General features: G+C 33.1%; 21 protein-coding genes. 13 read left to right on the top strand and 8 right to left on the bottom strand.

Going from position 1 to position 20,365, the window contains the following annotated elements; genetic code table 11:
• The 7 genes from proB to TDSAC_RS06590 are packed head-to-tail and all read left to right on the top strand — an operon-like array spanning position 1 to position 8,060.
• On the top strand, positions 1-1,083 hold the full coding sequence (proB, locus tag TDSAC_RS06620) for a glutamate 5-kinase (RefSeq protein ID WP_108309460.1): 1,083 nt from the start codon (positions 1-3) through the stop codon (positions 1,081-1,083).
• 25 nt (positions 1,084-1,108) lie between these two features.
• Positions 1,109-2,374, top strand: a complete 1,266-nt coding sequence (locus tag TDSAC_RS06615; RefSeq protein WP_108309459.1) for a glutamate-5-semialdehyde dehydrogenase — start codon at positions 1,109-1,111, stop codon at positions 2,372-2,374.
• Entirely contained in the window at positions 2,355-2,954 is a 600-nt protein-coding gene (gene nadD, locus TDSAC_RS06610) for a nicotinate (nicotinamide) nucleotide adenylyltransferase (protein WP_108309458.1), read from the top strand. Before TDSAC_RS06615 ends, nadD begins: the two co-directional genes overlap by 20 nt.
• A gap of 26 nt (positions 2,955-2,980) precedes the next feature.
• The gene (gene uvrA, locus TDSAC_RS06605) at positions 2,981-5,773 is read left to right on the top strand and encodes an excinuclease ABC subunit UvrA (RefSeq protein WP_108309457.1); all 2,793 of its coding nucleotides are present in this window, start codon (positions 2,981-2,983) and stop codon (positions 5,771-5,773) included.
• Entirely contained in the window at positions 5,770-6,273 is a 504-nt protein-coding gene (locus tag TDSAC_RS06600) for a metal-dependent hydrolase (RefSeq protein ID WP_234405734.1), read from the top strand. The genes uvrA and TDSAC_RS06600 overlap by 4 nt, the downstream gene beginning before the upstream one ends.
• Before the next feature lie 4 nt (positions 6,274-6,277).
• Positions 6,278-7,093: an acetyl-CoA carboxylase, carboxyltransferase subunit beta gene (accD, locus tag TDSAC_RS06595; protein WP_108309455.1), complete on the top strand. Its 816-nt coding sequence runs from the start codon at positions 6,278-6,280 to the stop codon at positions 7,091-7,093.
• Entirely contained in the window at positions 7,083-8,060 is a 978-nt protein-coding gene (locus TDSAC_RS06590) for an acetyl-CoA carboxylase carboxyltransferase subunit alpha (RefSeq protein WP_108309454.1), read from the top strand. Before accD ends, TDSAC_RS06590 begins: the two co-directional genes overlap by 11 nt.
• A 6-nt stretch (positions 8,061-8,066) precedes the next feature.
• Here TDSAC_RS06590 and TDSAC_RS06585 read toward each other — a convergent pair whose 3' ends face one another.
• The 7 genes from TDSAC_RS06585 to TDSAC_RS06555 form a co-directional block, all read right to left on the bottom strand.
• Positions 8,067-8,831, bottom strand: coding sequence for an ABC transporter permease (locus TDSAC_RS06585; protein WP_108309453.1), 765 nt, complete (start codon positions 8,829-8,831; stop codon positions 8,067-8,069).
• Entirely contained in the window at positions 8,801-9,691 is an 891-nt protein-coding gene (locus tag TDSAC_RS06580) for an ABC transporter ATP-binding protein (protein WP_108309452.1), read from the bottom strand. Before TDSAC_RS06580 ends, TDSAC_RS06585 begins: the two co-directional genes overlap by 31 nt.
• 31 nt (positions 9,692-9,722) lie before the next feature.
• Positions 9,723-10,748, bottom strand: a complete 1,026-nt coding sequence (locus TDSAC_RS06575; RefSeq protein ID WP_108309451.1) for an AI-2E family transporter — start codon at positions 10,746-10,748, stop codon at positions 9,723-9,725.
• A 65-nt stretch (positions 10,749-10,813) separates the two neighbouring features.
• Complete coding sequence (locus tag TDSAC_RS06570) at positions 10,814-11,830, bottom strand: potassium channel family protein (RefSeq protein WP_108309450.1); 1,017 nt, start codon at positions 11,828-11,830, stop codon at positions 10,814-10,816.
• Positions 11,831-11,872: 42 nt separating this feature from the next.
• Entirely contained in the window at positions 11,873-14,233 is a 2,361-nt protein-coding gene (gene lon / locus TDSAC_RS06565) for an endopeptidase La (RefSeq protein ID WP_108309449.1), read from the bottom strand.
• An 82-nt stretch (positions 14,234-14,315) separates the two neighbouring features.
• Positions 14,316-15,062 (bottom strand): hypothetical protein, encoded by a 747-nt coding sequence (locus TDSAC_RS09095; RefSeq protein ID WP_199919738.1) that lies wholly within the window; start codon positions 15,060-15,062, stop codon positions 14,316-14,318.
• Positions 15,063-15,304: 242 nt separating this feature from the next.
• A complete protein-coding gene (locus TDSAC_RS06555; protein ID WP_108309448.1) occupies positions 15,305-15,787 on the bottom strand; it encodes a SixA phosphatase family protein in 483 nt (160 codons plus the stop codon).
• A 172-nt stretch (positions 15,788-15,959) separates the two neighbouring features.
• Between TDSAC_RS06555 and rpsB the strand changes: the two genes are divergently transcribed.
• From rpsB to mtrB, 6 genes are read left to right on the top strand one after another with little or no spacing between them, the layout of a single operon-like run.
• Positions 15,960-16,703 (top strand): 30S ribosomal protein S2, encoded by a 744-nt coding sequence (rpsB, locus tag TDSAC_RS06550; RefSeq protein ID WP_108309447.1) that lies wholly within the window; start codon positions 15,960-15,962, stop codon positions 16,701-16,703.
• A 53-nt stretch (positions 16,704-16,756) separates the two neighbouring features.
• A complete protein-coding gene (gene tsf, locus TDSAC_RS06545; protein ID WP_108309446.1) occupies positions 16,757-17,356 on the top strand; it encodes a translation elongation factor Ts in 600 nt (199 codons plus the stop codon).
• A gap of 21 nt (positions 17,357-17,377) precedes the next feature.
• Positions 17,378-18,082 (top strand): UMP kinase, encoded by a 705-nt coding sequence (pyrH, locus tag TDSAC_RS06540; protein ID WP_108309445.1) that lies wholly within the window; start codon positions 17,378-17,380, stop codon positions 18,080-18,082.
• Between the two features lie 41 nt (positions 18,083-18,123).
• On the top strand, positions 18,124-18,681 hold the full coding sequence (gene frr, locus TDSAC_RS06535) for a ribosome recycling factor (RefSeq protein WP_108309444.1): 558 nt from the start codon (positions 18,124-18,126) through the stop codon (positions 18,679-18,681).
• Positions 18,678-19,328 carry a bifunctional phosphoribosyl-AMP cyclohydrolase/phosphoribosyl-ATP diphosphatase HisIE gene (gene hisIE / locus TDSAC_RS06530; protein WP_108309443.1) on the top strand — a complete coding sequence of 217 codons (651 nt, stop codon included), beginning with the start codon at positions 18,678-18,680 and terminating at the stop codon, positions 19,326-19,328. Before frr ends, hisIE begins: the two co-directional genes overlap by 4 nt.
• Positions 19,329-19,368: 40 nt before the next feature.
• On the top strand, positions 19,369-19,623 hold the full coding sequence (mtrB, locus tag TDSAC_RS06525; RefSeq protein ID WP_108310351.1) for a trp RNA-binding attenuation protein MtrB: 255 nt from the start codon (positions 19,369-19,371) through the stop codon (positions 19,621-19,623).
• Positions 19,624-19,643: 20 nt separating this feature from the next.
• On the opposite strand, the gene aroQ is transcribed toward mtrB, so the two are convergent.
• Positions 19,644-20,096 carry a type II 3-dehydroquinate dehydratase gene (gene aroQ, locus TDSAC_RS06520; protein WP_108309442.1) on the bottom strand — a complete coding sequence of 151 codons (453 nt, stop codon included), beginning with the start codon at positions 20,094-20,096 and terminating at the stop codon, positions 19,644-19,646.
• Positions 20,097-20,365: the final 269 nt, after the last annotated feature.

Raw genomic sequence — 20,365 nt, 5'->3', positions numbered from 1 at the left:
ATGAGTATGAGAATTGTTTTGAAAATTGGCACATCCTCGATAGTTAAACAAAATTCTATTAATGAAGAATTCATAGATATGATTGCTGAAGGCGTGTCATTGAATATGAAAAAGGGGATGAAGTTTGTTCTCGTTTCGTCGGGAGCAATAGGCCTTGGAAAGTTTTATACCAATATAAAAAACCCAAAATCAATTCCTGAAAAGCAAGCTGCAGCTTCTGTAGGACAACTTTATTTGATGAATGCTTACAAAAGGGCTTTCGATAGGAGAGATATTCAATGTGCACAGCTTTTATTTACTGCTGCAGATTTATCTAATCGTGAAAGATTTCTAAATATCCAGAATACCTTTAAGGTATTGCTAAAATCAAATATTGTACCTGTTGTAAATGAAAACGATACTGTTGCTGTAGAAGAAATAAAGATTGGTGATAACGATACGCTTTCTGCTCTGGTTTCCTTATTGGTTAAAGCAAATATTCTTACTATTTTTACTGATGTTGATGGATTGTATATGAATAAAAATGATCCAAGCACCCTTATCAAAAGAGTTAAAAGAATTGATAGCGAACTTTTTAATATTGCTGGTCAAGCAAATTCAAAATTTGGTACTGGTGGGATGTTTACAAAACTTAAGGCAGCACAGATAGCAACTGATGCAGGAATTTCTGTACATATTGTTTCCAATAAAAAAATAAAGGAATTTTTCAATATGGTAGATAGAAATATTAATATAGGTACATTTTTTGAGCCATCTACAAAGAGTTCGCAAAAGATGTCATGGTTAAAACACAATAGCAAAACAAAGGGTAAAATTGTGATTGATCAAGGTGCAAAGGAAGCTCTTTTTAAAAACAAAAGTCTTTTGCCATCGGGTGTTGTAGATGTTGTTGGTAATTTTAAAAGAGCAGATATTATTGAGATTACTGATCAATCTGGTAATGTCGTTGCTAAAGGATTAACCAATTATTCGTCTAATGAAATTTTAAGAATAAAAGGGTCTAATACTAAGAATATTTATGATATTCTAGGTTATAAATTTTCTGATGAGATAGTACATAAAGATTACATGATAATTATTTAAATGTCTAGGGGAGGTTAATAAAATTATGGAAACTGTTGAAATTAAAGAATATGTGGAAAAATTGTGTAGAGAGGGGAAAGAATCAACATACAATATTGCATCTTTGGATACAAACACTAAAAATAACTTTTTAAACATTTTGTCAAAAAAATTAATTGAAAGTGAAAAAAAAGTTATAAGCGCTAACGCTTCAGATATAGAAGCTGCCAGACAGAAGAGCACGTCTTCTAGTTTGATTGACAGAATGCTCTTGGATCACAAAAGAATTGTACAGATGGCTGAAGGTTGTAAAAAAGTTTCATATCTTCCAGATCCTATTGGAAGCGTAACTTTTGGCACCAAAAGGCCAAATGGACTTGAAATTTATTGTAAAAGGGTACCTCTTGGATGTATAGGAATAATATATGAGGCAAGACCAAATGTAACTATAGAAATTACAACTCTTGCTATTAAATCTGGAAATGCAGTAATCTTGAAAGGTGGTAGTGAAGTTATAAATACAAATAAAGTATTAGTAGACCTTGTTAAAGAATCGCTTAAAGAAGCGCAGATAGATGAAAGGGCAGTTCAATTTATAGAAACTACTGACAGATCAGCAGTTGATGTGCTTTTAAAACAGAGAGGACTTATAGACGTTATCATTCCAAGAGGTTCTGAAGGTTTAATTAAGCATGTTGTTGAAAATTCTCACATTCCTGTGATTGAAACTGGTATAGGTAACTGTCATTTATATATAGATGAATCAGCTAACGTTGAGATGGCTTTAAAGATAGCGATAAACGCAAAGACTCAAAGACCATCTGTATGTAATTCTATAGAAAAAGTCCTTATTCATAAAAATATTGCTTCAAATATACTTGTACCTCTCGTTATGGAATTTAAAAAGAGAGATGTCCAGATAAGGGGGTGTCAGCAAACTTTGAAATATGTAAAGGACGCGATTTTAGCTACTGAAGAGGATTGGTATAAAGAATATCACGACCTAATTGTTGCTATTAAAATAGTTAAAGATCTAAGGGAGGCTATAAGTCATATTAATAAATATGGTTCTAAACATTCTGAGGCTATAGTTTCAGAAAACTATTCAAGTATCAGGAGATTTCTTAGAGATGTTGATGCTAGTGCAGTTTATGCCAACGCATCAACGAGGTTTACAGATGGCGGTGAATTTGGATTTGGCGCAGAAGTAGGAATAAGTACTCAAAAACTTCACGTAAGAGGACCTATGGGTCTTGAGGCACTAACTACAATGAAATACGTTATATTTGGAAATGGTCAAATTAGAACATAGAATAGCAATTTTGGGTGGCACTTTTGATCCGGTTCATATTGGCCATTTGAAATTAGGGCAGAGTGCGCTTAACATTATTGATCCAGACACTCTTTTTTGGATACCTGCTAAAAGATCTCCTTTAAAAAATAGGATTTATGCTAGCGACTTTCACAGATGGTGTATGCTTTATGAGTGTATAAAAAATGAAAAAAGATATACTTTGAGCGATTTGGAATTAATTAGAAAGGAACCATCTTATACCTACCTTACTCTAGTAGAAATCAAGAAGCGGTATCCTGGTTCACAGTTATATTTTATTATGGGTTTGGATACTGCACTTTCTCTAACAAATTGGTATAAAATTGATGATATACTGAAAATTTGTAAGTTTGTGGTTTTCAAAAGAAATGTCGACAAAGATAATTCAATTGAAAAGTTACCTGAAGAAATTTTTCATAATATAGATTTCTTTGAAGTTGATATACCCGATATTTCATCAAATCTCATTAGAAAAAAAGTAGCGTTAAATGAAAATTTATCTGAGTTTCTTGATCCTTCTACTATAGAATATATTAAAAGATTTAACTTATATAAATAATTTGGATTTGCTAAATTGAGGTATTTGTGGATTATATAAGAATTAGAGGTGCAAAAGAAAACAATTTAAAGGATGTGAATTTAGACATTCCAAGAAACAAATTTGTGGTTTTTACTGGAGTGTCAGGATCGGGAAAATCGTCACTTGCATTTGATACCCTTTACGCTGAAGGACAAAGAAGATATGCAGAATCATTGTCAGTTTATGCCAGACAATTTTTAGGACAGTTGAAAAAACCACAGGTTGAATCTATTGAGGGACTTTCCCCTGCAGTTTCTATAGATCAAAGGGGTATGACTCATAACCCTCGTTCTACAGTGGGGACTCTTACAGAGATATATGATTATTTTAGATTACTTTTTGCAAGAATAGGGGTGGCATATTGTCCAAAATGTAATATTCCGATAAAAGCAACTTCTTTGGATGAGATAGTTAGTGACTTATACAAGAAATATCCAAACGAATTGATAATGATAACTTCAGTTCTAATTGATGGAAGGAAGGGTGAGTTTAAAGATCTAATTAATAGATATAGAAAACAAGGTTTTTTCAAAATGATAATTGACTCAAAAACCTACGATATTTCTGAGGAAGAAGTTCTTTTAGATAAAAATAAAAAACACACTATAATTTTAGTTATTGATGAAATAACGCTTAGCAGTGATAAAACAAAGAGATTAAGCGAAGCTGTTAGACTAGCTTTGGAAGTGGGAAATGGTGTAATTAGAGTTCAAAGAAAAGATGGGCAATTTGATTTGTATAGTGAAAAACTATCGTGTCCTAAATGTGGTTTTAGTCTTGTAGAATTGAGTCCAAGACTTTTTTCTTTTAATAGCCCATATGGAGCTTGCCCAGCGTGTAACGGACTGGGATTTGTGGAAGAATTAGACCCTGAAAAGGTTTTTGATATGAATTTGTCTTTACAAGAAGGGGCTGCGAGAGTTTTTAGAGGTAGATATAACCAATATTACGTATATAACCTGTTAAGTTTTGCGAGATCGAAAGGAATAAGTATTAGCAAACCTGTAAAAATGTTAAGTTCTGAAGAAATAAATCTCCTTCTATTTGGTGATGTCTCGAATATAGAAAAGGATAATTCATTTGAAAGTATAGCAAAGTATATTGAAAGAAAACGTTCAGAATCGTTTAATGAATCCTGGGATGAGTTTAAAGATTTTTTTATAATGAGAACTTGTAGCCTATGTAATGGCACAAGGCTTAGAAAGGAAGCGCTTAGCGTATATATAAACAAAATGAACATTGCTGATCTTTTGAAGCTTGTTCCAGAAAAGATCTTGGCATTTATTGAAGACTATGAGAAAAATATTTATGAGTACGAGACACATGCTCGTGAAAAAGAAGAGATTTCAAGACCTATTTTTAAAGAAATAAAAAAGAGGCTTCGATATCTTCTAGATCTTGGTTTAGATTATTTAACTTTGGATAGAGCCACGATGACTCTTTCTGGAGGCGAAGTGCAAAGGTTAAGACTTGCCACCCAAATTGGTTCTGGTCTGGTTGGAGTTCTTTATGTACTTGACGAACCAAGTATTGGACTTCATCCAAGAGACATATCAAGATTGGTAGACAGTTTGAGAGAACTTTCACTTATAGGCAATACAGTTATAGTTGTAGAACATGATAGGGAAACCATTGAGGCAGCAGATTTTGTAGTGGATATGGGGCCATATGCAGGAGAAAGAGGTGGAAAAGTAGTGTATTCGGGAGATATAAAGGGATTGTACGAATCAGATACCTTGACTGGCAAATATCTTTCAGGGAAGTTAAGGATTGTAGAGAATACTTTTAGAAGGAAGACAGATAGCTTTTTAAGAGTATTTGGTGCAAGTCAGTTTAACCTAAAAAATATAGATATAAACTTACCGTTGAAAATATTTTGTACTATAACAGGTGTTTCTGGTTCGGGGAAAAGCACGCTTCTATATGAAATTTTATACAAAGGTATAAAAAAGGAGAAGGGTTTCAGAGAAATGCCAGGTCAATATGAATCAATCGAGGGCGTTGAGAAAATTGATAGGGTTCTTTTAATGGATCAATCTCCTATAGGTAGAACGCCAAGGTCTAATCCCGCCACATATACTGGGGTATTAGATGATATAAGAAGTTTGTTTGCTCAGCTTCCTGAATCTAAAAGATTAGGTTTTAAGCCTGGCCATTTTAGCTTCAACGTAAAGGGTGGAAGATGTGAAGCTTGCAGAGGCGAAGGTTTCAAAAAAATCCAGATGCTTTTTTTACCCGATGTATACGTTCCTTGTGATGTTTGTAATGGCACAAGGTATCAAAAAGACACTTTGAAAGTAGAATTTAAAGGGAAAAATATATCTGAAATTTTGAATATGAGTGTAGATGAAGCAAGGGAATTTTTTTCTTCTCACCCGGCAATATCTAGAAAGCTATCTGTTCTGAGTGATATTGGACTTGGTTATATAAGGTTAGGCCAAAGCGCAACCACTCTTTCTGGTGGGGAATCCCAAAGATTAAAGCTGGCATATGAACTTACAAAAAAGTTTAGGGGCCATACCTTATATTTGCTTGATGAGCCCACTACTGGACTTCATTTTGATGATATAAAAAAGTTGATCAATGTTTTGCACAGATTAGTTGATAGAGGAGATTCTGTTATTGTTGTCGAACACAACCTTGATGTAGTTTATGCCAGTGATATGGTCATTGATTTAGGTCCTGAAGGCGGTGATAAAGGGGGAAAGATAGTTGCTTTTGGTACTCCCGAAGAAATAATGGAAGTGAATAATTCTTTTACGGGTAAATATCTTAAAGAATGGTTTGGTAGATCTTGACAGGTTTTACTCATTTGGTGGCTGGAGTTGGTAGCACAGTTGCTATATATGTTAATCATCCTGAATGGGTGAAGAACTTCAATGAAATTGGAGTTTTTTTGGGCAGTTTTTTAGGCTCATTGTTTCCAGACATTGATTCGCCTACTTCAAAGATATCTACTTTGGTGAGAAATCCTTTTTTTGGCATCTTTTTCTCACATAGAGGTTTTTGGCACTCTTTATCTGCAGTAATTATAGTAGACTTTTTGTTTACTTTTCTGTTAAGATTTCTAATGAATATAGATTTTAATTTTTTTGTAAGCTTTATAATTTTTTTTACCATGTGTTATCTGCTTCATATCTTTTTTGATATGATAGGGAATAAGGGAGTGAAGCTTTTTTATCCTTTTAGCAAAAGAAGTTTTTCATTTCCTCTTACTGGATGGTTTAAGAGCAGAACTCCTTTGGAATTTTTGATTCTTTTGGTATATTTATTAATTGTTTTTGAAGGATTGAGGTGAAATTTTGCTAGATAAATTTTTTAACGTTAAAAAAAAGGAGATACCAGGAGGTCTCTGGACAAAATGTCCAAATTGCAGTAATGCAATATATACTCGTGAATTAAACGATAATCTTAAAGTTTGTCATCATTGTAATTATCATTTTAGACTAACCGTTCAAGAAAGAATAGATATTACATTTGATAATTTTGAAGAAATGTTTTCAGGGATTCTTCCGGTGGACAGTCTTAATTTTGTTGATACAATGCCATATTCTGAAAGACTTAAGGAAGCTCAGTCTAAAACTCTTAAAGAAGAAGCAATAATAGTTGGAGTTGGTACAATTGGTGATAAGAAGATTGCTGTAGGAATTTTGGACTTTGACTTTATTGGCGGAAGTATGGGATCTGTGGTAGGAGAAAAGATATTTAGAATTACCAATTATGCCAGAGAAAAAAGATTAGCGCTTGTACTGTTTAGTGCATCTGGTGGAGCAAGAATGCAAGAAGGAATGTTTTCTCTTATGCAGATGGCTAAAACTGCAATGGTTATTGGAAAATACAAGGAGAGCGGAGGATTTTATATTTCTTGTTTATTGCATCCAACGACGGGAGGTGTTTCTGCAAGCTTTGCAACACTGGGAGATGTAATTATTGCTGAGCCTGGTGCTTTGATAGGTTTTGCTGGACCAAGAGTTATAGAGCAGACAATAAGGCAAAAATTGCCACAAGGATTTCAAAGGTCGGAGTATCTTTTAGAACATGGTATGATAGATGCTGTAATTGAAAGAAAAGCAATTAAAGAGACTTTAAATAAGTTGGTGAGCTGGCATGGCTATTGATAAAAAAGATCAATATATTGATTTTGAAAAACCAATAATAGACCTTTATAACAAAATTGAAGAGTTAAAAAGAGTATCTGCTGAAACTGGTGTTGACATGACAGGAGAGATAGAATCTCTTCAAAAAAGAGTGGAGAACTTGTATAAGATTACTATGAAAGATCTAACTCCTTACCAGAGGCTTCAAATAGCTAGACATCCAAAAAGACCAGGTACTCTTACCTTTGTAAAAGGAATTTTTGATGACTGGTTTGAAATGAAAGGAGATAGGTTATATCGTGATGACCCCTCAATAATAGGTGGAATAGCAAGGCTTTCTGGTTTGAGCGTGGTTTTTATTGGGCATCAAAAGGGTAGCGATACCAAAAGTAATATGTACAGGAACTTTGGAATGCCTCATCCAGAGGGTTACAGAAAGGCTATGAGATTAATGAGGCACGCCCAGAAATTTAATCTTCCTTTGATCACGTTTATAGATACTCCAGGCGCATATCCAGGTATAGAGGCTGAAGAAAGAGGACAGTCTAATGCAATTGCGGAGTCTATTTGTCTTATGAGTTCTCTTTCTATTCCATCGTTAGCAATTGTTATTGGAGAAGGTGGATCGGGTGGTGCTTTAGCAATTTCTGTTGCTGACAGAATAGCAATGCTTGAAAACTCTGTGTTTTCTGTTATATCCCCAGAAGGTTGTGCATCTATACTTTTTAGAGACGCAAAATTTGCTGATGAAGCAGCTAGCGCTCTTAAGATGACATCTTATGATCTGCTTTCGTTAGGTATAATTGACGAGATAATCGAAGAACCCCTTGGTGGTGCACATAGAGATATAGATTTAACTATAGAAAAAACTAAGGAATGCATAATAAGAAATATTTCCAATCTTTTAAGCCTAAGCGAAGAAAAGAGAAAGGCTGCAAAATGGAATAAATATGCAAATATGGGTAAATATACTGTTTTAAATCTTTAAAAAAAGCTATGAGTATGGGGTGGTTAATTCTTTGTTTTTTAAAATATAAATTATAATACTTACAAGAAAAATGAGCCAAATAGATTCAAGGAAGAAAAAGCTTAAATTTTGAGGTTTTCCTAAAGCTGCTGCTCTTAAGCCATTTGAACATGGGGTAATAGGGAGAAGACTTATAATTTGGTTTATTGGAAAAGGCAGTAAACTTGTATTAAAGAAAGTACCGCCTAAAAAAGCCATTGGAGTTATAAAAAAAGAATTAAGACGGTTCATTGTTTCATGAGATGAGGCTATAAGCCCGGCTACCACTCCCATAGACGAAAAGATAAGAAGACAAAAAGTTAAGTGAATTATAAATATAGCGTTCCATAAAAAAGGATTCGCGCCGTAAAAAAATGATACAAATATTAGAGAGATACAGGCAAGTATTCCTCTAATTAAACCTGTGATTATTTTTGCAATGGCGATGCTTGATGTTTTAATAGGAGCTATTAAGAGTTCTTCAAAAGTTTTGGTATATATTCTTGAGATTGTTATTGAAGGACCAGAACCATTAAATGCAGATGTCATTGCTGTAAGAGATAATATGCCAGGTAGAACGAAGTTGAGATATGAACCTTCTGAAGTGTGAATTTGTGAGCCTAAACCCCAGCCAAATGCCGTAAGATATAAAATTGGTCCCATAAGATTAGAACCAATTAATATTATAAGTCTTCTTTTTAAAACTATCAGATCTCTTAAGACTATGGGAAACACTTCTCTAAAGAGTTGCAATAATCTTCACCTCCATTTCCTGTCATTGTGACGAAAACGTCTTCTAAATTTGTTTCTCTAATAAGGATAGAATTTAAATCTTTAAGATTTACGCTAAAATCTTTTGCTTCTTGATTGGTATTAAAAAATTTATATATCGTTTTACCATTTTCTTGATATTCAAGTGTAACTTTGCCCAATCTATTTATTAGAGTATTTGGAGTTTCCTCAATAAGCTTTTTCCCCTTGTTTATTATTAAGACGAGATCTGAAAGCATTTGAGCTTCTTCAATATAATGTGTAGTTAAAATTATTGTTTTGCCAGAATACTTGAGTTGTTTTATATTTTCCCAGATAGATCTTCTAGTAAAAGTATCTAGTCCAACAGTTGGTTCATCTAAGAATATAATTTTTGGATTGTGTAAAAGCGCTCTAATAATAGAAAGCTTTCTCCTTTCTCCACCAGAGAGTTTATTTGCAAACCTGTTTTTTTTGTCAATCATATCTATAGCTTCTAAAAGCTGATTCGCTCTTTCTTTAAACAACATTTTATTCATTTTATGAAGCATAGAGTGAATCAAAAGATTTTCCCATACCGTAAGTTCTGAATCGACATTTGTGTGCTGTTGGACCACACCGATAATATTTTTTATGTCTTGTGGTTTTTTGTCTAAATCAATATTAAAAAAATAGATTTGACCCTTATCCTTTTTTAAAAGTGTATTGAGTATTCTTATAGTAGTAGTTTTACCAGCACCATTAGGACCTAAAAGACAAAAAACCTGTCCCTCTTCTACTTCAAAGGATAAATTGTTTACGGCAACTATATTGGTTTCTGATTTATAGGATTTTGTGAGTCCCAAAACGCGTATAGCTTTCATCTTTTCTCCTGAAAAAATATTTATTATACTTTTAGGGTTTAGTGCGGCTCTTTTGCCAATATTCATAAAGAGATTTAGAAATAGCAGTAAGAGGGATTGATAAAAGCATTCCAGGAATTGAGCCAAGTGCTGCAGCAATAGTGAGCACAATTATTACCAGAGATGGAGGCACGTCGATGCTTTTGCTCATTATGTTTGGCGCTATTATTACTCCTTCAAATTGATGAAGTATAATGTAGAAAATAAGTACTATGAAAGCTTTCAAAGGTGAAATTGCTATTGAAACTATAAGAGCAGGAATTGAAGCAAGCATTGGCCCCAGATAAGGAATAAATTCTAAAATAGCTGCCAAAACACCAAGAAGAAGGAAATATTCGATACCTAAAAAGAATAATCCTAGACCTGTCAAAAATCCTATAGTGACTGACAAAATAAGTTGTCCTTTTACATAGGCTCTAATGCCGTGAGTGAGACAGGATCCAATTTCTTTTATGAGAGTTCTTTTGTTTTGTGGAAATATTTCTAAAATACCTTTGGTAAGGATTGGAAGATCTTTCATAAAAAATAAAGTTAGAATAGGGAAAACTAGCCAGGATATGGCTTTATTTATTAAATCAAATGTTGATGCACCTAAAATATTTAATGCATTACCAATCCATTCCTGAAAGTGATCCCTTAATTTTTGGAGAATTAAATTCAACCAAATATAATGTCCTGGATTTATTTGTAAATTGGTTAAAAAATTTTGAAAGACGTCATCAAAATTTTTAAGATAATCTGGAAAAGATGCGACTAATTTTTGGATTTCGAAATTCAAAATAGGTGCAATAAGTAAATAAATAATGACCATAAATGAGATTACCGAGAAAAATATTATTAAAGATCCAAAAAATCTTGGAATTTTCTTTTTTTCAAGAAAGTCTACAGGAGGAGATAAAACTATAGCAAAAATAAGGGCAAGAAGTACTTGAATAATAAAATCTTTGAATGCAAACACGAAAATTGTTATAGCTATCAAAATATATATTGGTAAAAAGCTTAAAAAAGATTTACCCATGATACAAGCTTACTTTCAACTTTTTAAAATACCTAAAATTTATACAAATAAAAAACTTATGATAGTCAATTGCTATTTTGCAATACAAGTTTATTAACTCTCTCTATATCCGATTTTGAACCGATTATGATTATTTTATCAGATTCTTTTAATGTAAACTCCTCGTTATGTGGGCACTTATTATATTTTTCGATACAAAATGTTAAAGGTATTAGAGATGGAACATCTAAGAATAATCTTAAATCCTCCCATGATTTAAAAGTTTTGCCATTGAGTATGGAGTTAGGTTTTACAATTAATTCTTCCATAAATATGTCAATATTTTCATCTCTTAAAATGTCGAGAAATTCAACAAGCCCTGGATTTAATATAAAGTTTACAATTCTCCTTGCACCAAAGGTATGTGGAGATATCACTTCATCTGCACCAGCAAGGTGTAATTTTGATATCCATTCTGTATTACTGGCTCTACTGATAACTAATATTTGCGGATTAAGTTTTTTTGCAGAAAGACTTATAAACCCATTATCTGGCTCAGATGAGGTAGTAGCTACTATTGATTTTGCTACTTTTACGCCAGCTTTTATTAGCATTTCATCATTAGTAGCATTTCCTTCGATAGCGATAAACCCATCTTTTTTTGCAAGTTCACAAGTTTGGGGATTATTTTCTATTATTACTACGTCTTTTTTGTTTTTTCTCAAATCTTTTGCTACGATAGAACCCATTCTGCCATATCCACATACTATAATATGATCTTTAAGTTTTTTTAACTTGTTTTCCATTTTCATCTTCTCTCTTTCTTCGAAATATGAGCTAAACATATAATCTACTATTCTTGAGATAGCGAATGCAAATATGCCAAAACTTGATAGTATTAAAATTATGCTAAATAACATTCCAGCATTGTCAAGAGGCTTTACTTCTTCATAACCAACAGTTGTTATTGTTATGACTGTCATAAAAAGTGCTTCAATTGGAGTGTAATGTTCTAGAAACATGTATCCACATGTTCCAAATAAAATGATAAAAAATACTAGAAAAATTTCTCGTTTTATACGATTTAAGATTAGTTTAATCATTTTGAGATATTATGTTTTCGAATATATTTGACAATTTTTTGCTTAATTGTCTAAAAGAGTAGCCTGAAAGGCTTCTTGAACTTCTTTAATGTAAGTTATTTCTAAATTTTTTAATACATTTTTTGGGATTTCTGCAACTTCTTTCTTATTTTTTTCAGGAATTAAAACTTTTTTAATCCCTGCTCTATGAGCTGCAAGAAGCTTTTCTCTAATACCTCCTATTGGTAACACCTGTCCTCTAAGCGTTATTTCTCCTGTCATTGCAACGTTTTTGTTTGCTTTTTTGCCAGTAAGAGCTGATACCATTGAGGTAGCAATTGCGACTCCTGCTGATGGTCCATCTTTAGGTATTGCGCCTTCTGGTACGTGAATGTGCATATCATTCTTACTAAGAATTTCTTCAGAAATATTCAATGTTTTTGCATTGGATTTAATATAGCTAAGTGCTGCCTGAGCTGATTCTTTCATGACATCACCAAGTTGGCCAGTTAGGGTTAATTGTCCTTTACCCGGATATATTAGGGTTTCGATAAACAAGATGTCTCCTCCACTAGGTGTCCATGCAAGGCCTGTTACCACACCTACCCTGTCTACTTCGTCTGCCATTCCGTAGCTATACTTTGCTACTCCTAAATATTTTTCTAGATTTTTAACGGTAAAGGTTACGCTTTTTGCCTTGTTGGTAGCAATTAATTTTGCTGCTTTTCTACATAAAGATGCAATATTTCTTTCTAAATTTCTTACACCTGCTTCGTGGGTGTATTCCCGTATAATTTTTATTATTACATCTTTGTTGATTTTAACTTTTTCTTTATTTAAACCGTGAAATTTTAGTTGCTTGGGTAAAAGATGTCTCATAGCAATTTCTACTTTTTCATCTTCTGTATATCCCGGGATCTCTATTATTTCCATTCTATCCCTTAAAGGTTCTGGAATAGGATCAATTAGATTTGCAGTAGTTATGAACATAACGTTTGAAAGATCGAAAGGAACTTCTAAGTAGTGATCAGTAAAAGAATGGTTTTGCTCTGGGTCTAAAACTTCAAGTAGGGCGCTTGTTGGATCGCCCCTGAAATCGGTACCAACTTTATCTATTTCATCCATCATAAATACAGGATTATTAGTTTGCACTTGAGAAATACTTTGAATAATTCTACCTGGTAGTGCTCCTACATATGTTTTTCTGTGTCCTCTTATTTCTGCTTCATCTCTCATGCCGCCCAACGCGATTCTTATGAATTTTCTGTTTAATGCCGCTGCAATTGACTTTCCAAGAGAAGTTTTTCCTACACCAGGTGGTCCTACAAAACAAAGAATTGGTCCCTTAAGACTTTTTGTTAACTTTCTTATAGCTAAAAATTCTATTATTCTCTCTTTTACTTTTTTAAGCCCATAGTGTTCTCTTTCTAAAATTTTTTCAGCTTTTAATATATCGAGATTATCTTTCGACTTTTTTGACCAGGGAAGATTTATAACCCAATCAAGGTATGTTCTAATTACTGGTACTTCTGCAGAAGTAGAGGGCATTTTTTCCAATCTGGAAATTTCTTTGTAAACCTTTTTTTCTACTTCTGGGGGCATTTTTGCTTCTTTAATTTTGTTTTTAAGATCCTCTAATTCCACTTGTTTTTCTTCTGCTTCTCCAAGTTCTTTTTGGATCGCTTTAATTTGTTCTCTAAGGTAGAATTCCTTCTGATGTTTTTCCATCTCCTGGTTTATTTGATTCTTGATTCTTGATTCTACTTCTAGAATAGAAATTTCTTTTTGCACATATTTGAGTAACTTTTTTAGTTTTTCTTTTAGGTCAGTGGTTTCAAGAATAAGTTGTTTTTCTTCTGTGCTGTTTATAAGATGAGTAGCTATATATTCAGATAATCTTGATGGTTCACTTATATTATATATGGCTATCACAGCTTCACTTGGAATATTTTTCCCAAGTTTTGTAGCTTCTTCAAATTTGCTAATAAGGACTCTTACCATTGCTTCAATTTCTGGATCCTTTGAATCTTCTTCTTCTAGTTTCTCAAATTCGACAAGAAAAAATGGATCGGTTTGTTTAAATGATAAAATTTTTGCTCTATCTGTGCCTTGCACAACTATTCTTGCATGACCGTCAGGCAATTTTAATATTTGAAGTATATTTGCTATTACTCCAACCTGATAAAGGCCTTCTATTTCAGCTTCTTCATCGGGCTTTTTTTGAGAGACTACCAAAACGTGTTTTTCATACTTTAACATTGCTTCTTCAAGTGCTTTTAGCGATTTATCTCTTCCTATAAAAAGAGGTACTACCATATGAGGGAAGATTACCGTATCTTTTAGAGGTATTAAGGGTAATTCCCTATAGGGTAATTCTTTTGTTTCGTTTTGATTTTCTTTTATATCCTTTATATCCTTATCCACACCGTTTCCTCTCTTCCAGATTTTTAATCTATTGACTTCATAATACTATTAATTTAGATTATATAACAATTTTTTAATAAATCTAAAATTTAATAGAATGAATATAAGGGCTTAGCGTTCCCCAAATAATGATGTCTACTATTGATAAACATAGACTTATGAAAAAAGACTTTAATGTTGTGCAGTTTGTTATATCCCTAATGCCAACTGCCTGGGTAAAAAATATATAAATTTTCAAAATTTCCCAACTGTAAGGTATGAAGCTTAAGAATAGCGGTGCGCATGTGATAGAGATCAATCTTAAAAATAAATCGTTTGGAAAAGACACCTTTACCAGCGTATGAGTCAAAAACTTCAATACTATAATTTTGGCAAATATTATTGCTGCCTCTGTGAGGCTTAGCAATAATGCAATTAACAAAAGATTTAATGAAAAGCCCAGAGAGAAGATGTATCCAATTAGAAAATTTAAAATATATAAATTTATATAACTTAAAGCTAAGTTGTTGTTTTTTTTATCAAAAACAAACTCCTTATAAGTACTTTTTGCTAAAATAATTGCATATAATAAAGTTTTTAATGATGTAAATTTATTTATATATTTTAAATATCTTTTTTCTTGTTTTTTTGCCCAATTTGAAAATAGTAATTGAAATGTCCAGATGGGACCTCCAATTGGTGTAGCAAGTGAAAAATCATCGTTTTCAATGTTGTTTAATTCATCTCTAATTTCCTTTGAGATTATTAATGAATTTCCACAATTTCTGCAAAACTTTGCATCGGCAAAATTTATTGTATTGCATCTTTTACAAACTTTTTTTCTTAACATTTTTTTCTGTAATTATATTATAACGAAAATAAGAACTGATTCAATTGGAGGAAATTTATGGAAATTTATCATTTTATAGAGGATATAAATACGATTTTCATATTATAAAAATTAGAGAATAGTATTCCTGCTGATAGTTAGTTTAAAGACTTGCCAAATGATTGGAAATGCCCTTGATAGGGTACAAAAAGGGATAGATTTATTTAGGTTAGAGAAAACGGAGATAATTATCAAGGTAGAACTTAGACGTCCAGGATTTTTTCTATAAATTTTACATCAAAAAACCAGTTAAGGGTTCCTGAGTGAGGGTTGGTAGGATCTATTGTAAGGCTCAAACATGAACACTTTTTAAATGATACTATTGATCCCGTAAGACTTTTTACCCAGTCTGTGAGAGTGGGTTGATGTCCTATACATATTAATCTTACATTTTCATCTACGTTTTTTATATCATGCAAAAATTTTATAAAATCACTCTCCCAGAGAGAATCCATTTCTTTTACGTTTTCACACTTTAAAGTTTCTGCTATTATTTTTGATGTTTGAAATGCCCTTTGAGCTGGGCTGGTCCAGATTTCTACAATTTCATTGTTAAAGATCTTTTTTAGGCCCTTCGCAATCTTTTTTGCCTTTTTAACACCCTTTGGAGTTAGTTTCCTGTCAAAATCTTTCTGTTCTATGCCGATGGTTTCAGCGTTGCTGTGTCTTATAAAAATTATTTCCATAAATTAGATCCTCCAAAATTTAAAAAGAAGAAATTAATTTATTTTAACACTTAAAGAAAGTTTTGAGTCTTTACTGAATATAATGTTTGTGATAAACTTTTTTAGCCGATTGTTCGGTAAATTCGCACGCCAATTTTTTTCTTTTGGCGGAGGTATATTTAAGGAGGTTGTAGTGTCAATAATTTCTATGAAACAGCTTTTAGAAGCAGGGGTACATTTCGGGCACCAGACGCGAAGGTGGAATCCGAAAATGAAACCTTACATCTTTACTGCTAGAAATGGAATCTATATTATTGATCTTCAAAAAACTCTTCGTTGTTTCGAAGCAGCCTATGATTTTGCTAGAAAAATTGCTTCTGAAGGTGAAGAAATTTTGTTTGTTGGAACTAAAAGACAGGCTCAAGATGCCATTAAAGAAGAAGCTATAAGGTGTGGTTCGCCGTATGTAAATACCAGATGGCTTGGCGGTACGCTTACAAATTTTGTAACAATTATGAGCAGAATTACAAGATTAAAAGAATTGGAAGAACTTCAGGCAAGCGGAAGAATAGATTTGTATCCTATAAAAGAAGCTATGAAGCTCAAAAAAGAGCTTGCTAAGCTTCAAAGTAGTCTTGGTGGCATGAAAAACATGAACAGATTGCCTGGTGCTTTATTTGTTGCTGATATAAAGAAGGATCAAATAGCAGTTCTTGAAGCAAGGAAGCTTGGCATACCTGTTATAGGTATAGTAGATACCAATTGTGATCCGGATTTAGTCGACTGCATAATTCCAGCTAATGATGATGCAATTAGGGCTATAAAGCTCATTGCTGGGAAAATTGCAGATGCAATTATTGAGGCAAAACAAGGGCAAGATGCTGTTGAGGTATCTGAAAGTAAGGAATTTCAGGAAAGTACAGAAGAAGCTGTATAAATTTATTAAATCTAAAATCTAAATAATAAACTATTTTAAGGAGTAGATATAAAGTGGAAATAAAAAGTGAAATCGTTAAAGAGCTAAGAGAGAGAACCGGAGCAGGAATTATGGACTGCAAAAAGGCTCTGCAAGAGTGCTCTTGTGATATGGAGAAGGCAATAAAATACTTGAGAGAAAAAGGGCTTGCAAAGGCTGCTAAAAGAGCTGGTAAAGAAGCAAAGGAAGGAATAATTGAAGCTTATATCCATCAAAACAAAAAAATTGGAGTACTCTTGGAGCTTAATTGCGAGACTGATTTTGTTGCAAGAACTGATGAATTTTTGAATCTTGCACATGATATTGCTCTGCAGATTGCTGCATCTAATCCTATTTATATTTCTAAAGAGCATGTTTCAGAAGAAGTGTTAAATTCTGAGAAGGAAATTCTCAAAAATCAAGCAAGACAGGAAGGCAAACCAGAAAATATGCTTGATAAAATTGTAGAGGGTAAAATTAAGAAGTTTTATGAAGAAGTTTGTCTTTTAGAACAACCCTTTGTAAAAGATCCTTCTATTAAGATTTCTGATCTAATAAACCAGATGATTGCCAAAGTTGGGGAAAACATTGTAGTAAGGAGATTTTCTCGTTTTTCTTTAGGAGAGAGCGTATAAAATTTATCAGGAGGGGGATTTATGAGTTCTAGGAGAGTTTTATTAAAATTAAGCGGTGAAGCGCTTATGGGTAAAAAAGGATATGGCCTCGATCCTGAAGTCCTGACCGATTTAGCAAGGCAGATTTATAACGTTTCTAATGAGGATATACAAATTGCTATAGTTGTGGGAGGGGGAAACATCTTTAGAGGTTTATCTGGAGTAGCTCTTGGTATGGATAGAGCTACAGCAGATCATATGGGAATGCTTGCTACTGTAATTAATGCACTTGCCCTGCAGGATGCTCTTGAGAGAAGAGGAGTTCAAACCAGGGTACAGACTGCAATTGAGATAAGAGAAGTAGCAGAGCCATATATCAGGCGCAGGGCTATAAGGCATCTAGAAAAAGGAAGGGTAGTAATTTTTGCGGCTGGGACAGGAAGCCCTTATTTTACTACTGATACTGCAGCTGCATTAAGGGCAGCAGAGATTGGTGCTGATGTTATTTTTAAAGCTACATCTGTAGATGGCGTTTATAATGCCGATCCAAAGCTAAATCCTGGTGCTGTAAAATTTGATAAGCTAAAATATATGGACGTACTTAAAGAAGGCCTTTCTGTAATGGATACTACTGCAATATCTATGTGTATGGACAATAAAATACCTATAGTGGTATTTAGCTTGCTTGAACCTGGCAATATAGAAAAAGCTCTAAAGGGAGAGAAGGTGGGTACGCTGGTTTATTAGTTAACTTTTCAATTAATATCTGATAAAAGGAGGTGTATTAATTGAATTCAAAAGAAGTAGAACACTTAAGACAGAGAATGTCAAAAGCTATTGATAATCTTTCAAAAGAATTTGCTTCTGTAAGAACAGGAAGAGCGTCTCCCGCTCTTTTAGATCACGTTAAGGTTGATTATTATGGGACTACTGTTCCCATTAAACAGCTTGCGAACGTTTCTCAACAAGATGCAAGAACTCTTCTTATTAACGTTTATGATAAGAATGCTCTTCAAGCAGTAGATAAAGCAATTAGATTATCTGATTTAGGACTTACTCCTCAAGTGGATGGGATGGTTTTGAGAATAGTGATTCCTACTCTAACTCAGGAGAGAAGGAAGGAACTTGTAAAGGTTGTTAAAAAGATGGCTGAAGAGGCGAGGGTAGCTGTAAGAAATATAAGGCGAGACGAACTTGAAATTTTGGAGAAAAAGGTAAAAAATAAAGAGATTTCAGAAGATGATCTGAAGAGGTTTAAAAACGAGTTCCAAAAGATAACGGATTCTTTTATCCAAGAAATTGATAAACTTCTTTCTAACAAAGAAAGGGAGATATTAAACGATTGATAGATAATATAATATCTAAAATTAAATTTGATAAATCTGGTCTTGTTCCAGCTATTGTTCAGGATTTTTATACATTAGATGTTCTAATGATGGCGTACATGAATGAGGAGTCCTTAAAGAAAACAATTGAAACTAACGAAACATGGTTTTATAGCAGATCGAGAAAGTGTTTGTGGCATAAAGGCGAAACGAGTGGCCACATACAAAGGGTTAAAGAGATAAAAGTTGATTGCGATGGGGATACTCTTCTTATTTTAGTAGAACAAGTTGGTGGGATTGCCTGTCATACAGGAAACAGAAGTTGCTTTTATAGGAAGATAGAGAATAGCGGCTTAGTAGAAGAGAAGTCAAAGTCAGCTATTTTATCGTATTTGTTTTCAACTTTTAAAAATAGAGAAGAAAACCCGAAACCGGATTCATATGTTAGTAAACTACTGAATAAAGGAAAAAGTAGAATACTTCAAAAACTTGGAGAAGAAGCGGTTGAAACTATTATAGCTGGTATGAGAGGGGATAAAAGCGAATTTGTTTATGAGGTAACAGACTTATACTTTCATATAGCACTTTCACTTTATACTTTTGGTTTGAGTTTTGATAATATTTATGAAGAGTTAATTAGAAGAAAGAAGGATGAGAAGGATGGATAAATCAGATAACAATAATATAGATGAAAAAGTAGAAAATCTTATGTTTCCTCTTGATACAAAACCTATTTCTACTTTAGCTGATTACGTAGTAATAAAAGCTTTGGCTGATGGGGTAATGATATCTGGCATGACAAGGGGAAAAGAAACAAAATTTCATCACTCTGAAAGAATTGACGTTGGTGAAGTAGTAATAGCACAGTTCACCGATAATACTTCAGCAATGAAGGTAAGAGGCAAGGCAAAAATACTTACAAAGTATGGAGTAGTGTATTCTGGAATGCCAGAAAAGGAATAGTGTCGATAAAAAAGCATCTATTATATCTTTTTTGCTGACTTTTGTAGGTATTTGTCTATGGCAACTATTGCAGTTAAATAGGATAATTCTCCCAAGCCGCTTATTTGCCCAAGACAAACTGGTGCTATCACTGAAGATTTTCTAAACTCCTCCCTTGCGTGAATGTTTGAGAGATGCACCTCTATAACGGGGATGTTAATTGAGGCAATAGCATCTCTTATTGCATAGGAGTAGTGAGTGAAGGCACCTGGATTGATTATAAAAGCATTATATGCGTCGTAAGTTCTGTGAATTTTGTCTATAATATCTCCTTCATGATTTGACTGAAAGAAATCTACTTTTATTTCCAGTTCTTTGGCAAAGTTTAATATTAACTCTTCTAAGCTATGTAAAGTAATATTGCCATAAATATTTGGTTCTCTGGTTCCTAGCATATTAAGGTTTGGACCATTTATAACTAATATTTTTTTCATAATTTACCTCCTACAAAATAATCATTCTTGCTACTAAAAATAATTTAAGGATAAGTGAAAATACCATCTTAGGAAATTAAATTAGTATACACCAACATGCTACGGCACCTACAGATATAGCATGAACACCCTTTTGGTTAAATTTGCAATTAAAATTTATTGAGGTACAAATATTATATCTCCCTTTACCGGGTAATCCCGATGTTATGGCATTGCAAAAACTATAAAGATTCATAGAAGCTTATATTTACCCACACTGTATCACATTT

It is taken from the genome of Thermodesulfobium acidiphilum (assembly GCF_003057965.1).
Lineage (GTDB): Bacteria > Thermodesulfobiota > Thermodesulfobiia > Thermodesulfobiales > Thermodesulfobiaceae > Thermodesulfobium > Thermodesulfobium acidiphilum.
Note: the sequence above shows the minus strand (reverse complement) of the source record. Positions and strands in the feature narration are given on the sequence as shown.

Bases quoted from the DNA above. Each gene is read 5' to 3' on its own strand.
- proB (WP_108309460.1), top strand. From the start codon at position 1: ATGAGTATGAGAATTGTTTTGAAAATTGGCACATCCTCGATAGTTAAA.
- TDSAC_RS06615 (WP_108309459.1), top strand. From the start codon at position 1,109: ATGGAAACTGTTGAAATTAAAGAATATGTGGAAAAATTGTGTAGAGAG.
- nadD (WP_108309458.1), top strand. From the start codon at position 2,355: ATGGTCAAATTAGAACATAGAATAGCAATTTTGGGTGGCACTTTTGAT.
- TDSAC_RS06590 (WP_108309454.1), top strand. From the start codon at position 7,083: ATGGCTATTGATAAAAAAGATCAATATATTGATTTTGAAAAACCAATA.
- TDSAC_RS06580 (WP_108309452.1), bottom strand. From the start codon at position 9,691: ATGAAAGCTATACGCGTTTTGGGACTCACAAAATCCTATAAATCAGAA.
- TDSAC_RS06575 (WP_108309451.1), bottom strand. From the start codon at position 10,748: ATGGGTAAATCTTTTTTAAGCTTTTTACCAATATATATTTTGATAGCT.
- TDSAC_RS06570 (WP_108309450.1), bottom strand. From the start codon at position 11,830: ATGATTAAACTAATCTTAAATCGTATAAAACGAGAAATTTTTCTAGTA.
- TDSAC_RS09095 (WP_199919738.1), bottom strand. From the start codon at position 15,062: ATGTTAAGAAAAAAAGTTTGTAAAAGATGCAATACAATAAATTTTGCC.
- TDSAC_RS06555 (WP_108309448.1), bottom strand. From the start codon at position 15,787: ATGGAAATAATTTTTATAAGACACAGCAACGCTGAAACCATCGGCATA.
- pyrH (WP_108309445.1), top strand. From the start codon at position 17,378: ATGAGTTCTAGGAGAGTTTTATTAAAATTAAGCGGTGAAGCGCTTATG.
- mtrB (WP_108310351.1), top strand. From the start codon at position 19,369: ATGTTTCCTCTTGATACAAAACCTATTTCTACTTTAGCTGATTACGTA.
- aroQ (WP_108309442.1), bottom strand. From the start codon at position 20,096: ATGAAAAAAATATTAGTTATAAATGGTCCAAACCTTAATATGCTAGGA.